General features: G+C 59.0%; 13 protein-coding genes and 1 pseudogene. 7 read left to right on the forward strand and 7 right to left on the reverse strand.

Features of this window, described 5'->3' with window-relative positions; genetic code table 11:
• The first annotated feature begins 74 nt into the window (after window positions 1-74).
• Window positions 75-920 carry a hypothetical protein gene (locus NLN62_RS08290; RefSeq protein ID WP_254108340.1) on the forward strand — a complete coding sequence of 282 codons (846 nt, stop codon included), beginning with the start codon at window positions 75-77 and terminating at the stop codon, window positions 918-920.
• 201 nt (window positions 921-1,121) lie between these two features.
• On the opposite strand, the gene NLN62_RS08295 is transcribed toward NLN62_RS08290, so the two are convergent.
• The 7 genes from NLN62_RS08295 to NLN62_RS08325 form a co-directional block, all read right to left on the reverse strand.
• Window positions 1,122-1,904: a transposase gene (locus tag NLN62_RS08295; RefSeq protein WP_254113376.1), complete on the reverse strand. Its 783-nt coding sequence runs from the start codon at window positions 1,902-1,904 to the stop codon at window positions 1,122-1,124.
• A gap of 1 nt (window position 1,905) precedes the next feature.
• Window positions 1,906-2,259, reverse strand: a complete 354-nt coding sequence (locus tag NLN62_RS08300; protein ID WP_371933110.1) for a DUF6788 family protein — start codon at window positions 2,257-2,259, stop codon at window positions 1,906-1,908.
• A 42-nt stretch (window positions 2,260-2,301) separates the two neighbouring features.
• Window positions 2,302-4,185, reverse strand: a complete 1,884-nt coding sequence (locus NLN62_RS08305; RefSeq protein ID WP_254108342.1) for an NAD(P)-binding protein — start codon at window positions 4,183-4,185, stop codon at window positions 2,302-2,304.
• Window positions 4,186-5,251: 1,066 nt separating this feature from the next.
• A complete protein-coding gene (locus NLN62_RS08310; RefSeq protein WP_254108343.1) occupies window positions 5,252-6,262 on the reverse strand; it encodes a hypothetical protein in 1,011 nt (336 codons plus the stop codon).
• A gap of 275 nt (window positions 6,263-6,537) precedes the next feature.
• Complete coding sequence (locus NLN62_RS08315; protein WP_254108344.1) at window positions 6,538-7,821, reverse strand: type II toxin-antitoxin system HipA family toxin; 1,284 nt, start codon at window positions 7,819-7,821, stop codon at window positions 6,538-6,540.
• Window positions 7,808-8,143, reverse strand: coding sequence for a helix-turn-helix transcriptional regulator (locus NLN62_RS08320; RefSeq protein ID WP_254108345.1), 336 nt, complete (start codon window positions 8,141-8,143; stop codon window positions 7,808-7,810). The genes NLN62_RS08315 and NLN62_RS08320 overlap by 14 nt, the downstream gene beginning before the upstream one ends.
• A 946-nt stretch (window positions 8,144-9,089) precedes the next feature.
• Window positions 9,090-10,262, reverse strand: a complete 1,173-nt coding sequence (locus tag NLN62_RS08325) for a hypothetical protein (RefSeq protein ID WP_254108346.1) — start codon at window positions 10,260-10,262, stop codon at window positions 9,090-9,092.
• Window positions 10,263-10,695: 433 nt separating this feature from the next.
• Here NLN62_RS08325 and NLN62_RS08330 point away from each other — a divergent pair, with 433 nt between their 5' ends.
• From NLN62_RS08330 to NLN62_RS08355, 6 genes and pseudogenes are all read left to right on the forward strand, one after another.
• A complete protein-coding gene (locus NLN62_RS08330) occupies window positions 10,696-11,544 on the forward strand; it encodes a nodulate formation efficiency C protein (protein ID WP_254108347.1) in 849 nt (282 codons plus the stop codon).
• A gap of 99 nt (window positions 11,545-11,643) precedes the next feature.
• The gene (locus NLN62_RS08335) at window positions 11,644-12,105 is read left to right on the forward strand and encodes a hypothetical protein (protein ID WP_254108348.1); all 462 of its coding nucleotides are present in this window, start codon (window positions 11,644-11,646) and stop codon (window positions 12,103-12,105) included.
• A 192-nt stretch (window positions 12,106-12,297) separates the two neighbouring features.
• Complete coding sequence (locus tag NLN62_RS08340; RefSeq protein WP_254108349.1) at window positions 12,298-12,672, forward strand: DUF2946 family protein; 375 nt, start codon at window positions 12,298-12,300, stop codon at window positions 12,670-12,672.
• Between the two features lie 117 nt (window positions 12,673-12,789).
• On the forward strand, window positions 12,790-13,164 hold the full coding sequence (locus NLN62_RS08345) for a hypothetical protein (RefSeq protein ID WP_254108350.1): 375 nt from the start codon (window positions 12,790-12,792) through the stop codon (window positions 13,162-13,164).
• 163 nt (window positions 13,165-13,327) lie between these two features.
• Complete coding sequence (locus NLN62_RS08350) at window positions 13,328-15,211, forward strand: TonB-dependent receptor (RefSeq protein ID WP_254108351.1); 1,884 nt, start codon at window positions 13,328-13,330, stop codon at window positions 15,209-15,211.
• A 98-nt stretch (window positions 15,212-15,309) separates the two neighbouring features.
• Window positions 15,310-15,555: pseudogene (locus NLN62_RS08355) on the forward strand (tonB-system energizer ExbB); the annotation flags it as partial.
• Window positions 15,556-15,693: the final 138 nt, after the last annotated feature.

Here is a 15,693-nt window from a genome sequence, read left to right on the forward strand (position 1 = left end):
TCGAAGCATATGAGCTACGGCGAAAAAAACGCCTTCGCACTGGTTCTTTTCATGTACCAGACCCGGATTTGGTTGTGCTGGACGACCCTGTATCGTCATTCGACAAGAACAAGAAGTTCGCCATCCTGCACGAACTATTCCAGGGCAAGGCCAGCCCGAGGGGGCGGACCACCCTCATGCTGACTCATGACATCGAGCCCGCCATCGATGTGATCAAAAGTACCAAGGACGTTTTCCAAGGGGCTCAACCATCGGCATCGTTCCTCTCTTCGCGTGGGGGCGTCGTGAAGGAAGTGCCCATCGCAAGGGAAGATATACAGACCTTCGCGAAGGTCTGTAGGGCGAACATCGCCACGCTGCAGGACCAAATCCTGAAGGCCATCTACTTGCGGTGCGACTACGAGCTGCGTGATGAAGTCGGTCTGGAATCCAATCTACTGGCCAGCCTGTTCAAAGGCCGCGCCGTGCCCACGCTGCAGACGGCGACCGAAAACCGGAACATGCCCCCTGAGGAGAAGCAGGCGGCAGAGGCCAGCATCCAGGCCGAACACATGCCAGGATTCAACTACGACGCGCTTGTCTCGGAAGTGAACGACGTCAACGCCATCCGTGCAAAATTCCTGGCCACGGACGTCGGGTATGAGAAAATCCAGCTGTTCCGGATTTTTAACATCGATCACGACGATGACGTCATCCGCAAGTTTATCAACGAATCCTATCACATCGAAAATGAGTACGTGATGCAGCTGAACCTCCATAAGTTCGAGAGCATCCCCGAGTACGTCAGCTGCGCATGCTGCCTCCAGCCGAAACAGCGGCATAGGAGGCAGAAGAGATGTCAGGTGTCGACATCCCGGAGCAGGTCGGCCAAGCGCGAAGACAAGTATCGGTGTCCTTGTTTGGAGAGACGGAGGCAGTAGCTGGGATGTAATCCACTTGCATCTCCTCGATTGCGGAGGAAATTCTTGCTTCGGCAGACGCAATGAGCGCCCGAGCCGCTTCGGCTGCTGGCTTTCCGGCCCAAAATTGATGTGTTGGACAGAGTGGCCGAGGGCGTCCGGCAACGCAAAAGTCGCCGGAGGTGACCGGCGGGGTGTTGCAGAGTCAGATGGCGAGGCTGTCTATGGGGCGGTCCGCTTTTCCATTGCACGGCCGATATTGACGATGTTGTCGGCGATGACACCGAGGCCGACCCAACGCTTCATGCCGGCCTCGCCTTTGTAGCGGCAACGGTTAAGCCCATGTCGCCGCTTGGCCACGCTGATGCGGCCCTCGCATCCGGTCCGCCATTTTTGGCCGTTACGGAACCAGCGCTTTTTCTGCTCGCACCTGCGTTCAATGCTCTTGGTCGAGCGGTTGGGGATGCAGACGCGTTTGACGCCTTTCGCTTTCGCGGCGACCTCATTCTTTGCGGAGTAAAAGGCGGCGTCTGCCGCCACGATTCGTGGCGCACGTCCGAGCATCGATTGATGCGTTTCGATGGCTGCAATCAGCAGCTCCGAATCGTGCGGTCGCTGAGCATAAACTTCATAGTCGATCACGATCTGGTTTTCGGCCTCCTGTAGTTTCACCATCTTGCCGAACTCGTTGGGCTTGCCCGCTTTGCCCTCGCAAATGATTTCTGTCGATGGCTCGAACAGGCTGAGGATCTTGCCTTCAGAGCGCGTATCACCACGGAAGATGCGCGCTCTGGTCTGCTTCATCACATGAACCACTTCGGCTGGAGCGCCCGGCCGGCCGCGGCCGCGACTCTTGGGATGACGCTTCGCCAACGCTTCGTACACGGCAGATACGATTTGTTCGTCCGCCAGCACTTGGTCGGCGCGTGTCATCCAGTCTTCACGAAGATCGCTCACTTCCTCAGTGATCAATCCGTCGCCGAAGCTCAGCGGCGCCCGCCGCATCTTAATCACAGTTCCTCCCGCGCGCTCCGCGCTTTGTCGCGGCTCTCTCCGGACGCAGCAAATCGTGATTGAGCTCGCAGATCGTCTCGATGGCCTCCTTCAGCTTCTGATAATTGTCGAGCCAGCGGCGAACCTCGGGAACCCGTTCGCGGCGCACACTGATTTGCCGGATTCGTCCACCGGCGTAGCTCACCGTCAGCACGAAGACCTGGTGCCCTTCGCCGCGCGCGCATTTCGGGCAATCTTTGGTATGTCGGACAGTACGCTCCAGCAGCGAGCCACGCAGAGTCTCGCCGGTGACCGGCAATTTGCTGGCCAGCTTCTGGCGGGCCCGGAGAGCTTGCTCGCGATTCATCCGCAAGAATGAATCAGCGGCAGCAACCAAGCCTCATATAACCTAGTCGATCTCGCCGACGGCACGCCAAGCTTGGTAGATGGCCGCTTGGGTAAGGGGTTCCCAGCCGGAATCGGAATTGGCAATCGCAACATTGCCGAAGGGGCGCCGCGCCACCGTCATCGCGTGTGCCATCTCATTCGGGTCGTCGAATAGGCTGTTCGGAGAATAGGCATAGCCATGGGGCCAGCGATTGACGGTAATGCCCTGGATATCCCGTCCTTCATCGAAGCTGCTGCCAGCGAGCTGGCGACTGAGCTGGTCGCGGATATCGTGCTCCAACTTCTCGAAGGGCGTCTCCAGCAATCTCTGGCGCCCAAGCCTCGACTGGTCGCGTGCATCTAGACCCTGATTCGGCGTGGTTGGAGCACAGTACATGTGAACGCACATTGTCTCTGACGGATCCTTCGGATGTTGGTATCCACCGAGCTTGACTGGAAAATCCATCTTGACGCGGGCCCATGTTCCGGTCGGCGCATAGAGTTCGTGAATGCCGAGCTCAAGGAACGCCTTCCAAGTCCGCACCACCACGTTTGTAGAGATCAGTGGCATCTTGACGTTCTTTCGGAGCGCTAGCTTCTGTTCCTCCGGCAGTTCAGGACAAAGGAATGGGATCATCATGTTGTATCCGGCGAGGATGCATTTGCGTCCGCGAACCTTGCGTAGCGTACCTCCTTTCACGTAGCTGACATCTGCATGATCATCGAAGTTCCTAACATTCACCGCGATGCTATTGAGGCGTATCCGCACCGGCGAAGTGGCTTCATCGAGCCTACTATAGTCGAACCGTGCAAGGACAATGTCATCCATTGTCGTGCCCGGCGCCGCACCAGGGATGAGGTTGCGGACCAGCAGGCGGGCGATGGAGGCATTGCCGTCCGGGAAATGGCAGATATAGGGATCATCCGCATCCTTGTCGGTGGCCCGTTCGGTATTCATGCCTAGGCCATCGAAGCCCGGAAAGCCGGTGTTCATTGCAGCCAGCGCCGACACTGTGTCGGAGCTTGACGCGAAGAGGTCGTTAAAACGTCCCTGGAAATACTGCGCAGCCCTCTCGCTCAGCCCGGCATGCTTGATGAGATAGTCCCGGTAGCTGGTTCTGGCGAGAATCTTCTCCTTGGCATCCAAAGCCATTCCCTTGAGATAATCGATAGGCGCTTCATGGAAGGCAACAAGAGCCGCCTTGTCAGCTTCCGCGAGTGGAAAATCAGCGATGAAGTCTTTTAGCGGGCGGGCGTTGAGTCGATTGGGAAGTTGGTCGTCATCTGCCATCCAGAACGGATCGCCGGTTACGAGCTTGTCCTCGCCCCAGTTTTCCTTGTTGAAGAAGACACCGCGGCTCAGATTCCTGGATGCGTAGAAAGTACGGTCGAATGCCGCGGTGAATCGATCGAGATCGATGCCCAGCGATTTCAGCAGGCCGGCTGCGACTTCGCCATAGCCGGTGCGCGGAGAATCGATGGTTTCCGTGCCACCATAGCCGATGATTAACCGGCCACTGAGTGTGAATTCGTTGCGCTTGGCGTGTCCGCCGAAATCATCATGGTTCTCAAGGATGAGAATTGACTTGTCCGCACCGTGTTTCCGTCGATAGAACCATGCGGCAGACAAGCCGCTGATGCCGCCGCCGACAACGACCAGATCGTAAGTTTCCTCCACAGGCGTTTGTGCAGCTTGGAAACCCTTACCCTCGCGTCCAAGTGCGTGTGCCGCCTCGAATGAACCAGGATGGCTGCCGCGCAGACCTGTCAGAGATGGTGGATAGTAGGATGAGAACTGTTGAGCCCGAAGGAAGTCGATAGGGGCCATACCGGCGACGATGGCAGGCCAGTACCTGCCAGAAAATCGCGGCGCGTAATCATTTGAATACTGCCGAAGCGCGAGCATACTGTTTCATGCTGCCCTCGTCCGGTTTGGAAGGAGCAATTCATGGGTGTGGTCAGCGCGAGTTTGAACTGGATTATTCATTCAGTGGCCATGGCACCCAGCAAGCGCCGTGCCGGCAAGAAGCCGCCTTTCCGCAAGGATGCGTTTAGTGACATAACGCGGCCGTGTCGGTAATAGTTCAATGTCGATACTCGTGTGGTATCGGACTTCCAAATCGCTAGCTCCTATGACGTGCACGCGATACCGTAGCCATTCAACTCTGTGTTTGAGCCCACCACTTGTCAGCGTATTGTTTGTGTTCTGCAAGTTGTCTCTGCTGCGTCCGCGGGTGTTCACCCTAGGAACTCGTTCCGATGACGGGTTGCGAGCGCTCCTTGATCGACTGTCTGCCTGGCGTCGGCCGATGGCACCGCCGCGATGATCATGCCGGACTGGTTGCGGCTCGGAGCAAGCGAACGCCGCTATCTGTCGTGAGAGGTCTTGCTATCTCTCATCGCGCTCGGGGCACCTTGGCCGCTACCCCGGCCGGCCCTGGCGGATCTAGACCATGGTCACGCGCGCGCCATGCCGGTCGAGCGGCGAAATCGGCCTCCGTCTTGGTGTCCTTGCCCTCGGTGACGAACACTACCTTCCGTTCATCAATGTCGGCGGCGACAATGATCGTCAAAACCTTCGTGGCAGCGTCAAAGTCGACGCCCCGAACGTACCACGGCTTGGTAATCTAAAGCGCCGATTCGAAGAGCTGATTTTGCACAGTCCCACACGCCTCCCAGAGCGCCACCTGCACCCACCATCGCAAGGCGGGGTGGCCTGCGGCCATCCTTGACCGCCGAACGCCCCCTTGCACCGGGCAAGGCAGGTCGGGACGGAGGCATGGTCTCTCATCCGGTCGAACATAGGAACGCGGCGCTCGCCGCGTCCAGCGACCAACGCCCGTCACTGCACCCACTCGGTTTTTCAAGAAAGGCCTGTTTCATTCCCGGCCTTCCACCTGCGCCTAGCCGCCTGGACCCGACCTTTCACCCACGCGTAGTTGCTGTATTCCGGAGGAGCCTGGCCGGCGTTCTCAGTCAAATTTGTACGAGGCCTGGAAGAACGTTCCCCATCGCTCCATGTTGTACTTCGCAAGAGCATGGTCCTGATAGAGGGTACCCGGGCCATCGCAGCCGCTGCAGTTGAAGGTGACATCGCTGTCGTTTTTGGTCCACATTGCCCAATAGCGCGCACCAACGCCAACGCTGAAATTGTTGGTGAGGAAGTAGGATACAATGGCTTCGATCTGTATGCCCGCGCCTCCGTTTCCGCGCTGGTCGTAGAAAGTAGTATTGGGGCGGAGGAGATGGTTGTCGCGACCGCTGAAATCAGTCCACGGCAGGTAAGCAACGTCGGCGCTCACGCGCCAGCGCTCAAACAGCATGGCCTCGGCGCTAAAGCCGATTCGCGGTGCATTCCAATTGGTGTCTTGACTGCTAGTGAGACGTCGATCGCTCGGAGCGAGGCACCTGTGGTAGGGAGAGGCGATCTGCAGGCATCCTATCGAGTCGGACTTCTGATCGTAGTAGGTCCATCCCACAAACGCACCCAGCCTATAGGTGCTGTCGCGGAGAAAATCGTAACCGACATCGGCCGTGTAATACATGAATCTCCCATTTGCTTGGCTTAATAAAGTGTTGCTATAGGCCAAGTTGGTGAGGCTCGAATCTTCGTCGTTCTCCTTTCCTTTGTTGAAACGGCCGATGCCAATATCTCCCTTCAGGAATATCCCCCAGGAGCTATCAAGACGGGCAAAAAGTTCGCCGGAAACGCCGTCGAGTCCCTGATAGGTGAGCCTTGAACCAGGAATGCTGCTATCTCCGGGTATCAGGGGCGGAATCGTGTAGTCCCACTGGAATGTTCCCCGGCTGAGCCAGACTCGCGAGCCGCCTTCGAGCGACCAATTGTCCATATAGGCGATAGGCTTCGCTTTGGCAGTCGCTCTATCCGAGTGCAACGGCGCATCTGACCGCTCCGGCCCGCTCGGATCGCTCCAGAAATGGTAATTCAGGCCGACCTTTCCGATGTGATAACTGCTGGACAAATTACTTGTGCTGGCAGGGATGTACCGCTTGGCTACGCCCCAGCACACGAGCCGTTGAGTTGGGGACATTCGTAGCAAAACTCGCACTTTCATGCAAATGCATGGATTCCCTCTAACGCCATCGCTTTATCGGACCGGGATGGACCCTGATAATCTGCCGCAACAAGGCCGTCGGATGATCCCACCGATCATCATCAGCGCGCCGATCATCGCGGTCAGGCAATTCCGACGCTGACGATCATCATGCTGTCGCCCGTCGGCGATGAAGACAGGCTTCAGTTGGAAAGTTCGGCGAGAACAGCAGGAGCATCGACGAACGCGAACGCATTAAGGAATTGGCGTCCCCAGAGGAAATTGCGGTCGACCTCCGTCAGCGATGCGACGTCGCATACTTCATTCCAGGATGTCTTGATTGTCATGATCTGGCGAGCGATCAGGTCGACGGCATCATTCTTGTTGAGCAGGAACAACGGAGCCGCTTCAAGGCAAACGGAAATCTGGCTCGTGCGGTGATTGCCTACGATAAGCATCGCCTGCGTTGTTTCTCCTACCGTCCTGGTTTGTGGACAGATGTCGTAGACAGGCGTCAGCGTAAGATCTTTTCCATTCCAGAACGCCGCGTGGTTGCGGGCATGATCGTCCGTGTTGCCGCACAGGATGTTGAACACCATCCGGCCGTACAACTCGCGTAGCGTCTCCTTGGGCGAGGTGAACCGGTGGCGGATAATGGTGGCAAGATCTTCATAGCTTGCGTAGCGCGCCATCAGTTCATCGAGCCCAAGCAGGGTCAGGGCTGACACCATGGCACGGCGCTCCCATCCGCCATTGACCTTTTTCCGATCAAAGCGCTCGATCAGCAGCACATCTTTGCCTGCGGCGCGCTCGAGGCTGACCGAAGCTGCGGCAAGCCCCGCTTTGGCGGCCAGTCGCATGGCCACGAACTCGCCTTTCACGACATTGTAGAGGTCGTTCTGCGAGGAGAACTTGGCGATGTACTTCGTCCTGTCTGAAGTGATCGCCGTCTTGGGCCGGGCGCCGCCGATCGAGCTTCCTAGTAGGAGCGCGCGATCGAGGTCTTGCGTCAGCGGCTCTCCTTTTTCGACGAGTGCGGTCGCGGCCTGAAGCTCTTCGAGCGAGGCCGCTGAAGCTTCCCTCGGGACGTACTTTTCTGGGGAGGACTGAAAATCGAGGGCTCCAATGCGGTCCGAGCCGGATTCGAGCAGATAGGTAAGTTCGTCGATCTCCGCCGCATCAATCTCCTTGCCGCTCTTCCCAAATTTGCGATTGATGATGACGCGGCGACCCCAGGCATCGGGGGCGGCGTCGCGGATGCAATTCGGCATCATCAGCCCCGGCGTCAGTGGAATGCTGCCGCGGCGTAAAGGCAATTCCGGATCGTAGAGTGCAATCGCGTTGTTGCGCGCGAGATAGCTTTGGCCGTAGTTGAAGAGGAACTGATTGCCCGAAGCGAACAAGCGGCCGGCTACGACCGGCACCGTCTCGCCGGGCAGCCAGACCCACACATAGGTTTCAGTCGGCTTCTTGTTAGAAGTTGTCATCGGGTTTCGCGCGCGGTGTGTGGACGGCTTTCGGCATCAGCGTCATTACGGCTGTATTCGATGCGAGAGCGCTGGTCAGAGCGCGTTCATCGGCAGCAAACAGCGGCACGCCAACGATAGCGGCGGCTTCGAAGACGGCGCCCAGCGTGCAGCCGAGATCTCCGTTCTCAATTCGCCGCAGGAGTCCGCGAGAAAGGCCCGCGCGGTCGGCGAGTTCTTCGGTCGTCATCTTCCGGTCGATGCGCGCCTTACGAATGAGCTGACCTAAAAGGACAGCCGCCTCCTTTGCGTAGCGGGAATAGGGTCTCGTTTTCTTCGGCATTATTGATCCTTTAATAGACCGTATGGTCTATACCGGACTGTTTATAGCCCAACCTCAAAAAAGTCAAACGTTACGGTCCATAAACAGGCCGCAATGCAAAAAAGGCCCATTAATGAACCATAATTGCCACAACTGACCCCCACCAAAACCGAACAAACGCCCTCCCTTCTGGCTCCTGTCACGATAGCGTTGATGTCGACGCGGGATTTGTACGCGCCAGGGCTGATTGGTTCGTCACTTGCATCCAGGGCGGAAGCCCAAGGCGCCGAGGGCACGGATTCAGTTACCCGGACTGCTACTGCCCTTAGGCGGTCCTGGAGCGACTGTTTGCACGTCGCTATGGCCCTTGAGCTGACATCGGTGCACCGGGTCCACAATCGCCTGGTCGCGCTAGCTTCCCTTCAAGAGACGTTGACAGCCCCTGGCTCTCGCGCTCAGGGCGGCTGCCAACGCGAAGACCATCCAGCAGCGGATTCCTGAGCTGATCGCGGTAGCCGAAGAAACACCCGCCGCGCTCGGTCAGGATTCTGACATAGCCATTCAGCGCGTCGGGAGACGCCGAAGGCGTCGCCAGACGGTCCATGAGCTCGGCGACATCCAGCGGCTCGAGCTCATATGCCGGTTCTGGATCAACCTGGGGACGCATCGGTCACCTCGGGTTTGTCTCTTCCCGCTCACTGTAACTCCCGAAGCAGACACAGGCGAGCGCCGCCGAAAGCCGCTACCAAACATTCCGTTACGGTTCGCGGAAGGATGACCCTAGCGGACGCAGTTAATCGTCCCAAATTTGCTGTCCGCATTGGCACTCAAATAATCGGACAGACTTGCCAGTACGACTATCCAGCATAGTGCAGAGAAGGCGAACAAAAGCGGCGCAGTTCGGATGGCGGCGGCTTTGAGCGTGAATTTGGATAGCCCTAAGCCTGCCTCCGAGGAAAAGTGCCGCTTAACGCATCTTCAGGGCGACGACGTAGCCGTCTGTGCACTTGGCTTTGATTGAAAGGCTGAACGGCAACGTCGGGTCATCGAGGGTTGAACCTGAGGAAAACGGCGCTTCAAACAATTCTCCGTAGATGGGGCTCGTGGTCGTTTTTGCCGGCACGATTCTCACTGGACTTTTGCCGGTCGGCACACTGGCATCGACGCTGTAAACAAGAACACCGTCGCCGGTGGTGGTGCCATCACGTCCCTGAATTGGCTGTGCAAGTTCGAGCGCGTACACTTGCGATGGATTCAATGTGCCGTCGGCCGGCGCGACAATCATCGAGATTCTTGTCCTGCCCGGTAACGGTGTGAGGACCGCCTCGAGCTGCCCGCGCGCCAGATAAACCTTGCGCTCGTCTGCGAGCCAGCCAAGCTTGTGGCGGTGCCAGCCGATCAGCGACGTGCCCCGAAAAATATCGCACATGATATCCCAGGCGCCGGTCGTAAATCCGAATGGCGCGAAATTATAGAGATCAGGCAAACCGAGGGTGTGGCACACCTCATGGCACAGGTTGATGTGGTTGTTGGTATAGCTGTCCTTGCCGAACGTAACGCCCCAGCGGATGGGCCCGGTCAAGGTTACGGGAGCATTGGCCGGCGGGGCAATGAATGTCGGTGAAACGGCAATCGCATCGGTCTTCGCGCCAACAACAAATAACAACGGGTGTGTGCGGAAATCGAGTTCGGGAAACAGTGCCGCCGCGTCCGTGATATAGGCCTTTTGCTGTTGGAAGGTGAAGTGTTTGTCCGAGCCCGTGTAACTGGTCGACGGTTTAGGCATGCGACGCCAGCCGGAAATTCGGTATATCTCCAAGCTGAGGCGCCCGTGCGACTGGTCCCGAAACCAACTTTCAGCCTTACCATTCCCAGTGAGATGATCGGCCACCCCTTCCGTGCTCCCGAAGGCGCCGGGTGCGTCAGCGAAGTCGACAAACACCATCAGCGCTTTTATCGAACCGACAGATTGGAGGCTTAGGCTCGCGTCTGTCTTACCTTCGCTCAAATACGAATTTCCCATTCGGTCGAGGTCGGGGATGCGGTCTGGGGCGGCGGCTCGCGACGGGCGTCCGGTCGTCACTTGAACACATGTCGAAAATCCGAGAGCCAGGGCGTTACGACGCGTGATCTTGGACATGCTTGTCTCGAAATCTCGCATTAGCGTTTACGAAGCGTCGCACGTAATGGCTATGGACGCGGCCAAGGGCCTGACATATCGGTTTTCATTGTTGTCTCCATTTCGAGTGACCAGCAGTCGGCGATGCTGGTCGACAGACCCTCCTGCCAACAAGACTTCAAGAGTCGTGCCAATTGTGCAGGAAGGGCCCTAGGAAGGCAGTTCTTCACGTTATTCAACGGTCTAGCCGCGAACGCAGCAGTACGCCGACCGAACATCACCGTGTTTCGGAGCCGACAAACCCGACAACAGGGGCAACGGAGTACATCGGAGAGCGCAGTTGGTGACGAGACCTCAACTCCTTGCTCACGGGAGAGCGACCGGCGGCATGGTGACCGACCAATTCTGATAGGTGCGTCGCTGATCTCTTTGGGGGATACGATCCGACACGGAGATGAGCGACCGGTTGCGTGAGGTAGCAGAAAAAATGACTGCAAGGCGCGTACTTTGGTTCGGCATCGGTCTCGGGCTTTGTCTTGGCCTTGGTCTATGGCTGGTTTTGCCCGACGGGCTGGCCGGTAAGGACAATGGTGTCCGTGCGGACGACGCCCTAATCGACAAGGTTAAATCAACTTGGCGAGCGCAGGATGGTGAGACGGCGAGGCAAATCTTCGCCCAAGTCTCCAAGGTAGCCCACTTCGTTCCCAGAGGATGGGAGCGTGGGCCAAAGACCGACACTGGCGAGCTCGTTGTCTTTTCATGGGCCAAACGCCGGTCTGGGAAAGGAAAGGGCGAGTATACGGTCACATGGGAAGTGGCACCCGATGACACAGTGAAACTGGTTGCTCCGTATGCAAAACCGATGGAGCTAGGCTGGCAGGCGTTCGCACTCTCGCTTGTTGCTGACGAGGCAACAAACAAGGAAAGGGGCGTGAACCGCCATTTTCTGCATGATCCCGCTACCTTCGACTTCGTGACGACCGCGCAAGGCAAGCTGGGCGATCTTCTGCGGCGTGGCCGCTGCATTATCGGCGAGCCGGTAGGAGTGCACTATTCGCCGAAGGTAGAGGAGCAGCAAGCCGCGAAGGGCGACCTGTGGCGCGTCGAGCTTTCGGTCGGTTGCAATCTTCCCGGACTTGGTGATTTCGCCCGTGACGGAGTCGTCATTTTCGAGAAGCACGAAGGGCAAGATTGGGAGCCACAATCGTTCTTCGGCAAGCTTCTCGCCACGTATGCCCCCGAACTTGCAGACCCGAAAGACCAGGAAGCATTCGAGGGGGCCCAAAAACCATTGGCAAAATGAAAGCCGTCGATCGTGGATAGCAAAGACGAACAGGTTGACGATAGGCTGATACGTGCGATCGCGCGTGCAGAGACCCGGGCGCGAGAGCGTGTCATCCCGTTGCTCGAAGCCGAGGACCCCCTAGACGTGGACGCCGAGACGCTTCGCGCGAAAGAGCGGCTTCGCGTCGTCAAAACCGCAGAGAGGCAAACACGGCTCGCCGAGGCGGCCCTCAAGCTGCAAGAGCGTAGCGTGCTCGCGCAGCAGCGCCAGGCTGCCGCAATGGAGGCCTTGGTCGCAACGGTCCAAAGCGTGGTTGGGATCGGACGCCAGCGTTGCTACAATAGCTCAAATCTAGGAGGCGTTGATAACGACAAGCCCGCGCTTTTTATCCGCACCGGAACTGGCAGCAAAACGTTCGCTTGCGCTGTCAAGCGCGCCTATGTCATCGCCGACAATCGGCTCACTGACGCGAGCGATTGGGACGATGACATGCTGCGGCTCGAATTGAACGATCTGTTGGCGGGCGGCTTCGAGCTTGCGCACCAGCTGCCTCCGGCAGGAGTACATCCCAACGGATAAACATTATCGGCTCATGAGGAGCTACTACGCCGACGACTGATCGCCAATCACCCCGCACGCCGCTAGCCCTCTCGCAATGCGGCCTTTCGGTCGGGAAACGGTCCTTCAAGGAGCCTTATCAAGCCGCTCCTTGCGGTCGACCGTACCGGCACGTCAGATAAAATTGTGTCCGATCGAAGGAACCGCTTCCGGATGCGTTGGTTTCGGCAACATATCAGACATGGTTCGTGGTTGGCGCTGGTCGCGCTTGCCATCAACCTGACGCTGGCGTTCGGTCACATCCACGGCTTTGGCGGAAAGGTTCCCGAGGACTCCGGCGCGTTGGTTGCGGCCATGGCCTCAGCCGACGACGGTCAGGGCCAGCACCATCCCTCGGACGGCCATCCCGACTATCTCTGCCCGATCTGCATGGCCGCCACCGCCATGGGCAACGCGTTGCTGTCGACGCCACCGGCGCTGCAGGTGGAATTTGCCGATGCGAGGATCGATCAGCCGATCGATCATTTCCGTTTCCTGCCGCAGCCGCCGCGTGCTGCGTTTGAATCGCGCGGACCTCCGCTCGCCTGACATCGCTGCTTCGATCCGTTGCCAGCTCCGCGCCAAAGGCGCGTACGGCCCCGAAGCTCCTTCCGGAGCCCGCGACGCCATTCGCGTCGCGGGCAGGCGCTCAGTCAGGAACAGGAAATGGACCGCCCCAGCCACCTATGCGCCTTTCGCAGGATTCTGCTGTCGGCCTCATCGCTGACGCTCGTGCTCGTCGCGAGCGCGAGCGCGCTCGCCCAGAACGATGCCACCCCGCAAGCACCGGCCGTGAGCCCTGCGCCACAGCCCTCCGCCTCGCCAACGGCGGAACCGGCTCCGCCGCAAGGCATGGCGACGCCGGCCCCATCGCAGCCGCCGGCGCAAACGCCCGAGCAGCAGGCGCCAACAACACAAACGCAGCCGGCCGGCCCCAACGTATTGCCCGAGACCCGCGTGGCCGCGCCGGTCGAGCGGCGGCAACCGCGCACATCGCCCGACCCGGGTCGCGACCAATCCACAACCGCCCGCGCCGACTGAGGCCCAGGTCACAGCCCAGCAGAGCGCAAAGCTCGATGCGGCGCGCCGCACAATCCTGGCGCCGGTCGGCGCCAACTCCTACGAAGTCAGCCGTCAGGCCATCGAGGCGCTGCCGCAGGGCAACAACACCACGCTCGACAAGGCACTGTTGCAGCTCCCCGGCGTGACGCAGGATTCGGCGGCAGGCGGCGAGCTGCATGTCCGCAACGAGCACGCCAATCTGCAGTACCGCATCAACGGCATTATGCTGCCTGACGGTGTCGGCGGTTTCGGGCAAATCCTCGACACGGGTATCGTCGGCAATATGGCCCTGCTGACGGGCGCGCTGCCAGCGCAATATGGCCTGCGCACGACCGGCGTGCTGGATATTACGACCAAGACGGACGCGTTCGACAATTCCGGCAAGGTCAGCGTCTATGGCGGCAGCCACCAGACCATCACGCCGTTCGCCGAATACGGCTGGACGGAGGGACAAACGCAGTATTACGTGTCGGGTCGTTATATGTACAACAATCTCGGCATCGAGAATCCGACGCCCGCAAATGAGGCCATTCACGACCGCACGCAACAGGAAAAGGGCTTTGCCTACGTCGCGACGGTGCTCGACCCCAACAGCCGCCTCACCTATATCGGCGGCGTCTCGAACGCGCTGTATCAGATTCCCAATAATCCTGATCAGCCGTCCAACTTCCAGTTGGGGAAGATAACCAGCTTCGATTCCGCGCTTCTCAACGAGCGGCAATCAGAAATCAATCAGTTCAACGTCGTGGCCTACCAGCACTCGGCTGAAGGAATTGCCTACCAGCTTTCTTATTTCAACCGCTACAGCCAGCTCCACTTCTGGCCCGACCCGATCGGTGACCTGCTCATCAACGGCATTTCATCGAGCGTGTATCGTCAGAGCTACATCAACGGCATTCAGGAGGACACCGCCTGGCGCATCGCCGACGCGCACACGCTGCGGTTCGGGTTCACCACCAGCGCCGAGCGGTCCCTGGTCACCGGCCTTAACACCACATTTCCGGCCGATCCGGTGAATGGTGGACAGGCGTTCGACCCGACCACGGGCAATCCGCTTCCGCCTGTCACCATTTTCGATTCCAGTTCCAAGCTCGGCTGGCTGTTCGGTGCCTATGTGCAGGACGAATGGAAGATTACCAACAACCTGACCCTCAACGTGGGCCTGCGGTTCGACCAGATGTGGCAATATGTCGATGCCAACCAGTTCAGCCCGCGCATCAGCCTGACCTGGGTGCCCCAGGACGGCACCACCGTCCATATCGGCTACGCGCGGACGTTCACACCGCCGCAGCAGGTGATTGCGGCGCCGACCAACATTGCGCTGTTCCAAGGCACGGTGGCTGCGCCCGCGGTCACCCAGAACGATCCGGTGCTGCCGGAACGGGCCCATGTTTTCGACGCCGGCGTGGTTCAGAAGGTCTGGCCGATTCCCGGCCTCGAAGTCGGCCTCGACGGCTACGTCAAGCTGGCGCGTGATCTGCTCGATGACGGGCAGTTCGGCCAAGCCTATGTTTTCGACGGCTTCAACTATGCCAAGGCGAACAATATCGGCCTTGAATTCAAGGCGAGCTATACCAATGGCAATCTCAAGCTCTACGGCAACGTGGCCTGGGCGCGCCAGATCGGCACCAATGTCGTCTCGAACCAGTTCCTGTTCGATCCGGATGAGCTGGCCTACATCGCCACCCACTATGTCTACACCGACCATAGCCAGTGGGTGACGGCTTCGGCCGGTGCCTCCTATCAGTGGTACGACACAAAGTTTACCGCATCCATGATCTATGGCAGCGGACTTCGTTCCGGTTTCGCCAATACCGACCACGTGCCGTCCTACACTCAGGTCAATGTCGGCGTTTCGCACGATTTCTATCTCGTTGCGCCGAACAAGCCGACCACAGTGCGGTTCGACGTGGTGAACCTTTTCGACAAGATCTACGAAATCAGGGACGGGTCCGGCATCGGAGTGTTCGCGCCGCAATTTGGGCCGAGGCGCGGCTTCTTCGTCGGCCTTTCGCAAAAGATCTGAGCGGCAAAACCATGCAAAACAGAGATCAGCGCTCCATGCATCGATCAAAGACATTTCTGCGCGCGACGGCTCTCGGCGGCGCCAGCCTCTGGCTGGGCATGACGCTGGCAACGACATCCGCGCTCGCCCAGTCACCCAATCCTCTGCTGCCCCGCAACTTGTCGCCCTGGGGCATGTTCCTGAACGCCGATATCGTCGTGAAGGCCGTGATGATCGGTCTTGCCTTCGCCTCCTTCGTGACCTGGACCGTCTGGCTCGCCAAAACCATCGAGTTGCGCGTCGCCAGGACACGCGCGCAACGCCGGATCAGGATGCTGGAGGCAGGAGGAAGTCTCGCGAAGGCGGTTGACGCCTGTGACGGCGACCGTTGTCGTTGACTGTCGAAAACCGCGCAAGAATGACGACGAGGTCGACGGCGGTAGAGCGAAGGCGTCCGCACGCGCGCTCACCAATCGCGCCGAAGCGGGCGGACGCCTTTGCGG

This window comes from Bradyrhizobium sp. CCGUVB23 (assembly GCF_024199885.1).
Classification (GTDB): domain Bacteria; phylum Pseudomonadota; class Alphaproteobacteria; order Rhizobiales; family Xanthobacteraceae; genus Bradyrhizobium.

Bases quoted from the DNA above. Each gene is read 5' to 3' on its own strand.
- NLN62_RS08320 (WP_254108345.1), bottom strand. From the start codon at position 8,143: ATGCCGAAGAAAACGAGACCCTATTCCCGCTACGCAAAGGAGGCGGCT.
- NLN62_RS08305 (WP_254108342.1), bottom strand. From the start codon at position 4,185: ATGCTCGCGCTTCGGCAGTATTCAAATGATTACGCGCCGCGATTTTCT.
- NLN62_RS08300 (WP_371933110.1), bottom strand. From the start codon at position 2,259: ATGAATCGCGAGCAAGCTCTCCGGGCCCGCCAGAAGCTGGCCAGCAAA.
- NLN62_RS08340 (WP_254108349.1), top strand. From the start codon at position 12,298: ATGCGTTGGTTTCGGCAACATATCAGACATGGTTCGTGGTTGGCGCTG.
- NLN62_RS08325 (WP_254108346.1), bottom strand. From the start codon at position 10,262: ATGTCCAAGATCACGCGTCGTAACGCCCTGGCTCTCGGATTTTCGACA.
- NLN62_RS08345 (WP_254108350.1), top strand. From the start codon at position 12,790: ATGGACCGCCCCAGCCACCTATGCGCCTTTCGCAGGATTCTGCTGTCG.
- NLN62_RS08315 (WP_254108344.1), bottom strand. From the start codon at position 7,821: ATGACAACTTCTAACAAGAAGCCGACTGAAACCTATGTGTGGGTCTGG.
- NLN62_RS08330 (WP_254108347.1), top strand. From the start codon at position 10,696: ATGAGCGACCGGTTGCGTGAGGTAGCAGAAAAAATGACTGCAAGGCGC.
- NLN62_RS08295 (WP_254113376.1), bottom strand. From the start codon at position 1,904: ATGCGGCGGGCGCCGCTGAGCTTCGGCGACGGATTGATCACTGAGGAA.